The 5,210-nt window shown below is 38.1% G+C and carries 1 protein-coding gene; it reads left to right on the top strand.

Features of this window, described 5'->3' with window-relative positions; translation table 11 throughout:
• Positions 1 to 57: 57 nt before the first annotated feature.
• The coding region (locus tag AC59HC_RS22935) for an amino acid adenylation domain-containing protein (RefSeq protein WP_496559446.1) at positions 58 to 5,210 on the top strand (5,153 nt) is incomplete at its 3' end.

Genomic DNA, 5,210 nt, shown 5'->3' with positions numbered 1-5,210 from the left:
CATTATGATATCCGTCCTGATGAACTTATCCCTATTTGTTTTAACCGTTCAGAAAAGATGCTAATAGGGATTTTAGGAGTTTTGAAAGCAGGAGGAGCTTATGTCCCTGTTGATCCTGGCTATCCTGCAGATAGACTGAGTCATATTCTGAATGATACAGGGGCTCGCCTTGTTCTTGCGGAAGAAGAGACCGTATCAAAGCTGCATGAATATGTTTCAGCAATTGCTAATAAGGGACCTGTTATTTTGAATCTGGATGATGCAGAGGCAGCAGACGGAATTCAAAAATATTTTAGAAAAAATCCTGTTACCGGAGTAAGACCCGACCATCTGGCTTATGTTATCTATACCAGTGGAACAACAGGTAGGCCTAAAGGTGTGATGATTGAACATAATGGTGTTGTGAATTTAATAGAACAGCAGGCTTCAATATTGGATATGGAGAAAGTTTTATATCGATCAGAACAGAAAAATTTACTTTGGTATGCTGATTATGTCTTTGATGCGCATGTTTGGGAAGTATATTGGGTATTTGCACTCGGAAATATCCTGCATGTTTTGCCGAACGAATCGAGAACAGATTTGGAGATATTGCAGAAATATATTATTCAGCATGATATTAAAGTTGCTACGATTCCTCCAGCGTTATTGGATAAAGAATCAATTTTACCATTAGAGAAAATCATTGTTGCTGGAGATACTACTAATTCTGAAATCATGGAATGCTACAGAAAATACGGAGTTGACGTGATTAATGCTTATGGTCCTACAGAAACAACAGTATGCGCTACTTATCATCATTATTGCGAAGAAGATAATTCTCTCAATATTGGTCGTCCGATTGGTAATACTTCAGCATATGTACTTGATTCCTATTTGCGTGCCGTTCCCATTGGCGCAGTCGGAGAGCTGTATATTGGTGGAGTAGGTCTATCCCGGGGGTATCTAAATCGTCCCGAGCTTACTGCAGAACGCTTTTTAGTGAACCCTTTTCAGACTGAAGAGGAAAAAGCATCATATTATAATGGGAGGATCTATAAAACGGGAGATCTCGTTCGTCTTCTTCCAAACGGTGATCTGGAATATCTGGGTCGTAACGATTCTCAGTTAAAGATTCGTGGCTACCGTATTGAACCTGGTGAGATTGAGGCCGTTCTTGTTGAGTTAAGTGGTATCCGCAAGGCTGTGGTGATGTGCAGGGAAAGCAGCCTGGGTTTAAAATATCTTGCTGCTTATTATGTGTCGGATATTCCGTTTGAGCCTGCTGATATTTCAGCTTTGTTATCAGAAATACTTCCGGATCATATGGTTCCTTCGGCTTATATACATTTGAAGGAACTTCCGCTGACGATAAACGGGAAGTTAGACAGAAAATCATTACCGGAACCTTTGTTTACAGGGGAAACGGAATATGTTGCGGCCAGGACCTGGATAGAGGAGCAACTTGTGTGGATTTATGGAGAAATCCTGGGTCTCGATCCTGATTATATCAGCATCTATGATGATTTTTTCCGTTTAGGAGGTAACAGTATTATGGCTATTAAGCTGATTGCTAAGATTCGACAGGATTTGGATATGCAGGTTAATGTATCAGTCGTATTCGATAATAAAAGTATTGTCGAATTGGCCAATGTACTTGAAATCTTACCTACTATAGAAACTATTCGTATAGATCAGGCAGATGTTCGATATGCGGAAGATCAGCTTTTGTCATTTTCTCAGGAAGGATTGTGGTTTATAGACCAATACAAAGGAGGAAACAATGCATATAATATACCGCTTGTATGTCGTATAGATAAAAGTGTAAATATTTCCATTTTGTCTAAATCTCTGGTAAGTGTTATACAAAGACATGAAATTCTTCGAAGTCTAATCTTAACTAGCAATGAGGGGGTAGGTTATCAACAGGTTACAGATCCTTACTTAGAATTGACTGTTCAGGAGGTAAGCAGTTTTGATGCTCTGGAAACGGAAATATGTAAAGAAGCAAAGAGAATATTTTGCTTGTCAGAAGAAATTCCTCTTTCTATACGTATTTTTTCAATGAATGAGAATTATTATTTGTCTGTAGTATGTCATCACATTGCTTTTGACGGAGGATCTGTAGAAGTTTTTTTACGTGAGCTGTATGCCATTTATCAGTCATTGTTTTCAGGTTGTCAATATGAACTTCCAATGTTGGAATTTCAATATAAAGACTACGCACTATGGCAGCGGAATCATCTTAACAATACAATTTTAAAGAAGCAGCTTGAATATTGGCAGTCTTATCTCAACGGTTTTGAAACTTTAAATCTGCCTTTGGATTTTAAACGACCGCCGGAAATATCATATGAAGGTAATACAATTTCATTTATAATACCTTCAGAAATAAGTTCTGATTTAAGATCTTTAGCAAAAAAACTTGGAGTCAGTTTATATAGTGTGATGCTCAGCTCATATTATCTAATGCTATCCTCTTATTCGGGACAGGATGATATTGTTGTAGGAACCCCATTTACTAATCGTCATTATCAGGGGCTGGAGAACATGATAGGTTTGTTTGTTAATACATTGGTTCTTCGTGAAACAATTGACTATAATACAAATGTCAGTGCATTTATCAAAAAAGTTTCTACTTCAGTTTCCGGGGCACAGGCCAATCAGGACATTCCTTTCGAAAAACTTGTTAGCGCACTTGATATTGCAAATGATTCTTCGCGGCATCCTATTTTTCAGGTGATGTTCGGATTTGAAAGTTTTAGTAAGATGCCAGCTAATGTGTTTAAAGGAAATTCTTTTCTTTATCCTTTTGAGGGCAGTGTTTCTTATGATACTGCTAAATTTGATATTACTACTATGATTGATGATACGGATGAAGTTTTATCCGGAACATTTAATTATGCAAGTTGTCTTTATACGGAATCAACAATAAAAAGGATGAAATCTGCTTATCTTTATTTTTTAAAGCAGATCTCGGCATTACACCTTTCTGGTGGCTCAGAAATAAAGCTTTCTGAACTTCAGCTGGTGGGGACGGAAGACTATAACTGGCTTTCGGCTTGCAATGAAACCTATTCTGCTTATAATAGAGAAGCTACCATTCACCGTTTATTTGAAAAGCAGGTGTCCCGGACTCCTAATCAAACAGCACTGGTTTATCAGGAAATAAGATTAACATACCAGGAGCTTAATGAAAGGTCGAATCGTCTGGCTCACTATTTACTTGAAAAATATAAAATAAAACCTGACGAACTGGTCCCCTTATGCTTACAGCGCTCAGAACAAATGCTCATTGGTATTCTCGCCGTAATGAAGGCAGGGGGCGGCTTTGTTCCTTTGGATCCCAGCTTTCCATCAGAAAGAAGAAAACATATCCTGCCTGATACCGGAGCTCGTTTGATTATTACTGAATCAGCTTCTGTAAGTAAACTTGGATATGAGATACCAGATATCATCTGTCTTGATGATGAAAAGATGATTAAAGAACTCGGCAGCTTTAGAGCTGATAATCCTGAAACAAATGTAAAATCCGATAATTTAGCGTATGTCATTTATACCAGTGGAACAACGGGCAAGCCTAAAGGAGTAATGATAGAGCATACGAGTGTTGTCAACCTCATAGAAGAAATAAGAGGAATATATAACTTTTGTGAAATGGGCAGATTTAGTGCCTATACTTCTTATGTATTTGATGTTTCTGTTTCAGAATTTTTTAGTGCATTGTTGTACGGCAATGAATTACACCTATTGGACGAACATACTAAAAAAGATATTAATTTAGTTAAGGATTACCTTTTGACTCATGAGATTACCCATGCTTATCTTCCTCCCGTAATGCTTTCTTTATTGCCTCACTATGATTTCCCTTCTTTACAGACTTTGATGTATGCAGGTGAGCCTGGTGATGGAGAAACCGTGAAGTACTGGTCCCTTTATAAGAACATATATAATTTATATGGTCCTACTGAAGCAACTATTTATGCCACCTATAAACAAATACGGCATCATGATAGTAATCCTCTTAATATTGGAGTACCTCTAGGTAATACTTCAGTGTATGTTTTGGATTCCTATTTGCGTCCTGTTCCTATTGGAGCAGTCGGAGAGCTGTATATAGGTGGAGTTGGAGTATCAAGAGGATATTTAAACCTTCCTGAGCTTACTGCAGAGTGCTTTTTGTCTAATCCATTTCAGACTGAGCAGGAAAAAGCATCAGGCTATAATGGACGGATTTACAAAACCGGAGACCTTGTCCGTATTCTTACCGGTGGTGATCTTGAATATCTGGGCCGTAACGACTCACAGATCAAGATTCGTGGTTACCGCATTGAGCCCGGGGAGATTGAAGCAGCTCTTCTTGGATTGGTTGGTATCCGCCAGGCAGTAGTAATATGCAGGTTGAACAATATGGGTTTAAAGTATCTTACTGCTTACTATGTTTCAGAGAATCCGCTTGATTCTAGAGATATTTTAGTGTTATTATCAGAAGTGCTTCCTGATTTTATGGTTCCTTCGGCTTATGTACATTTGAAGGAGCTTCCGATAACCATAAACGGGAAATTAGATAAAAAATCATTACCAGAACCCTTATTTACAAGGGAGACGGAATATGCAAGCCCTCAGACGCCTTTACAGGAGCAGCTGGTAGAGATTTATGGAGAAGTGTTAGGTCTAGATTCAGATCATATCAGTATCCATGATGATTTTTTCCGATTGGGAGGAAGTAGTATTATGGTTATTAAATTGGTCAATAAAATTTATCATCAAACAGGAATACAGGCTACGGGAGGGATGGTATTCAATCATAAAAGTATTGCAGGTTTATCACGGGCTCTCGAAGATTTGCCAGAATTTGCCGTTGAAGAGATTAGGTCTGTACCTGTAAAGCAGGTCAGAGAGCAATACTTGTCCTTTGGTCAGGAAAGATTATGGTTTATTGAAAACTATGAAGGAGGAAGCCATGCCTATAATATTCCAATGGTTTTCCGATTAGATAAGAGAGTAACTCTCCGTTTTTTAGAAGATGCATTCCATATGCTTCTTGACAGGCATGAAGTTCTACGTACCCTTATTTTGACAGATCCTGATGGATCAGGATACCAGTACGTGAGTGATTATTCCGTGGAATTAACTTTGGTAAAGATAGAATGTTTTGAAGATTTTATGCAGACGCTTAGTGGGGAACTAAATGAAAGGTTTAATCTTCGGGAAGACTTGCCTATAAGAGT

It is taken from the genome of Chryseobacterium sp. DZ-32 (assembly GCF_059587025.1).
The sequence above is the reverse complement of the archived record's forward strand: the minus strand, read 5'-3'. Positions and strand labels throughout refer to the sequence as shown.